The organism is Enterorhabdus sp. P55 (genome assembly GCF_009911695.1).
GTDB lineage: Bacteria > Actinomycetota > Coriobacteriia > Coriobacteriales > Eggerthellaceae > Enterorhabdus.
In genome coordinates this window covers 1-2909 of the sequence record NZ_QWKK01000175.1, presented here as the reverse complement: position 1 = coordinate 2909, position 2909 = coordinate 1, and the positions used below count along the sequence as shown (strand labels likewise).

The following is a 2909-nucleotide window of genomic DNA, read 5'->3' as shown; positions in this document are numbered from 1 at the left end:
GCGTCCGCGGGCGGCCCTGCGGCGGGCAGCCCTGCGGCGGGCGTCGCCGCTGACGCGTCCGCGACGGCGTCGGGCTGCGATCCGGCGGCCGCCGATGCCGAGGGCGCGGCAGCGAATGACGACGCGGCGGAAGCCGACGACCCTGCGTCCCGATCCCGTCAGCGCGGGCATCGTCGCGGCGACAAGGTGCGCGTAGGCCCCGGCGGCATCCACGTGGAGGACGGCGATGATTATGTGCACGTGTCGTGGCGCGAGGGCGTTCATGTGGTGGAGGGCGCCACGGGCGAGGAAGTCCACGTCGGCTGGGACGGCGTGCGCTTTGGCGGCCATGACGCTGCCGGCCATGCCTTCGTCCGCGGGGACGACCCCTTCGACTGGCATCGGGCCCAGGGCTTCCGCCAGAAGTGGATGTGCTTCCCCTTCTGGCTCGTGGTCATCTTGGCCTACCTGCTGGCGGGCGTCTTCTGGGACGCCTGGGGGCCGGCGCTGTTCGTGTTCTTCCTCGTGCCTGTCTATTATGTGACGGGCGTGGCCATCGCCGAGCGGCGCCTTGCCCCGGCCGTCTGCGCGCTCTACCCGCTGGGGGTCACGGCCTGGTTCTTCTGGATGGCGTTCGTGGAGGGCGCGTGGCATCCGGCTTGGGCCATCTTCCTGACCATCCCCATCGTGGAGTGCCTGACGGTCTACCTGTCCCATGCCTGGCGCCGCCGGAGGCGCGCGCGGCAGCAGTCCGATGCCGTGATCGATGTGGAGGGCCAGCCGGGGGAGTAGGCCTCCCGTCGGCGCCGTCGCGCGCTCTCGCCGGAAGGCGGCAGGGGCGCCTGCGCTTGCCGGCCTCGCGCCGGGCGTGTCGCGCGGTCCGCGGGCCCTGCCGCTTGCCTGGCGGTCGCGGGCTTTCGGGGGAGATGGCGCGCCGTCGTCGGGCGCGTGCTACACTAGCCGGCGACCAACCGACCGACCGAAAGCGAGCCCCATGGCCGATTACATCGAAGGCAAGCGCCCCGTGGTTGAGGCGCTGCGCACCCAGGTTCCGATGAGGTGCGTCCTCATGGCCGACAACGTGCAGCGCGACAGCCTCATCAACGACATCCTGCGCAAGGCGAAGAACCGTGACATCCCCGTGAAGACCATCTCGCGCAAGAAGCTCGACGAGATATCCGAGCGCGGAAGCCATCAGGGCGTCATCGCCGAGGCGCTGCCCTTCGAGTACGTGAACGGCTCGGCCATCATCGAGGCCGCTGCGGCCAGCGCCGCGGAGCACGACGGGCGCGCGCTCGTGGTGGTGCTCGACCACCTGACCGACGCAGGCAACCTGGGCGCCATCGCGCGCTCCGCCGAGAGCGTGGGCGCTGCGGGCATCGTCATCCCCAACAAGCGCGCGGCCCGCGTGACGGCCGCCACCTACAAGAGCTCGGCCGGCGCCATCTCCCACATCCCCGTGGCCCAGGTAGCCAACATCGCCAGCACGCTCGACCGCCTGAAGGAGGAGGGCTTCTGGGTGGCCGCCGCCACCGAGCATGCCGCCGACGTCATCTGGGATGCCAACCTCAAGGGCAAGATCGCGCTCGTCATGGGCAACGAGGGTGAGGGCGTCTCGCGCCTGGTGCTCGAGCATTGCGACTTCGGCGTGAAGTTGCCGCAGGTAGGCGACATCTCGTCGCTCAACGTGGCCCAGGCCTCCACCGCCTGCATGTACGAGTGGCTGCGTCAGAACCGCACGGCGGCCGAGGGACTGCGCGGGTAGGCTCCCATGGCGCGCCCCCGCAAGAAGCTGCTGATCGTCGACGGCTACAACGTGCTGCGATCGGGCAGCCGCTACCGCCCCATCGACGACCCGGACTACACCGACGACGCCTTCAACAAGGCGCGCGAGACGCTCATCAACGACGTGGTGAACTACGCCGGGCGCGACTGGCGTGCCATCATCGTGTTCGACGGTGGCCGCAACGCGTTCTCCGAGGGCGCGGTGGAGACGGTGGGCGGCGTGCAGATCATGTTCTCGCCGGCAGGGCAGTCGGCCGACAAGGTGATCGAGAAGCTGGCCCACGACGCCCGCGAGCGCATGATCGAGACGCTCGTGGTCACCTCCGATGCCACCATCCAGGACACCGTGTTCGGCGGCGGCGTGGACCGCATGAGCGCTGACGGCTTCTCCCACGAGGTGGGGGAGTACTACCAGAGCGCCCGCCTGGACGAGACCCCCAAGGTGGCCGAGAAGCGCACCGTGGCCGACCGCATATCGCCTGAGGCGCTCGCCAAGCTCCGGGCCCTGCGCGACGGCCGCTAGGGCGCGAGATGGGCTGCCTGGTCGCGGCCCGGGGAGGGCGCCGACGAGGGGGCGCGTTAGGCGCGCCTTCGGTGCGCGATGGGGAGTCATCGGTAAAACCCCAGGTGATCGACGGGGCAACCGTTGGTTGTCAGGGAAAAGATGAGTGAATTGACCACCTTAGGTGCTGGTGCAACCGCGGGCGGAACCATAGGCTGAAAGGCGAATCATGACCGACCGAAAGACGCGAAGGGGACATGCCATGAACGTCGAGATCGCCCAGCGCCTGGCCGAGCTGCGCCGCGAGCGCGGGTTCAGCCAAGAGGGCCTGGCGGCGGAGCTGGGGCTCTCGCGCCAGGCCGTGTCGAAGTGGGAGCGCGCCGAGTCGGCGCCGGACATGGGCAACCTGATGGCCCTGGCCGACCTGTACGGCGTGACCATCGACGAGCTCCTGCGCGTGGACGCGGACATCGCCGACGACGTGCGCTTCGAGTGCCAGGATCGGCGCGAGTCCGCCGAGGCCGAGGCCGCCCAGGCGGCGGAGGCGGCCCAGGATGCCGCGCTCCGCGCCGAGAGCGCGGCGAGCGTCGCCCAGGAGGCGGCCAGCTCGGCGGCGACCGCGACCGCGGCTGCCTCCGCCCCG

3 protein-coding genes and 1 pseudogene are annotated in these 2909 nt (G+C 70.5%); all 4 read left to right on the top strand.

Features of this window, described 5'->3' with window-relative positions; all coding sequences use genetic code 11:
- A pseudogene (locus D1643_RS10460) lies at positions 1 to 771 on the top strand (XRE family transcriptional regulator); the annotation flags it as partial.
- Between the two features lie 202 nt (positions 772 to 973).
- A complete protein-coding gene (gene rlmB, locus D1643_RS10455; protein ID WP_160710556.1) occupies positions 974 to 1744 on the top strand; it encodes a 23S rRNA (guanosine(2251)-2'-O)-methyltransferase RlmB in 771 nt (256 codons plus the stop codon).
- A gap of 6 nt (positions 1745 to 1750) precedes the next feature.
- Positions 1751 to 2287, top strand: coding sequence for an NYN domain-containing protein (locus D1643_RS10450; protein WP_160710555.1), 537 nt, complete (start codon positions 1751 to 1753; stop codon positions 2285 to 2287).
- A 241-nt stretch (positions 2288 to 2528) separates the two neighbouring features.
- A partial coding sequence (locus tag D1643_RS10445; RefSeq protein WP_160710554.1) for a helix-turn-helix transcriptional regulator occupies positions 2529 to 2909 on the top strand: 381 nt, incomplete at its 3' end.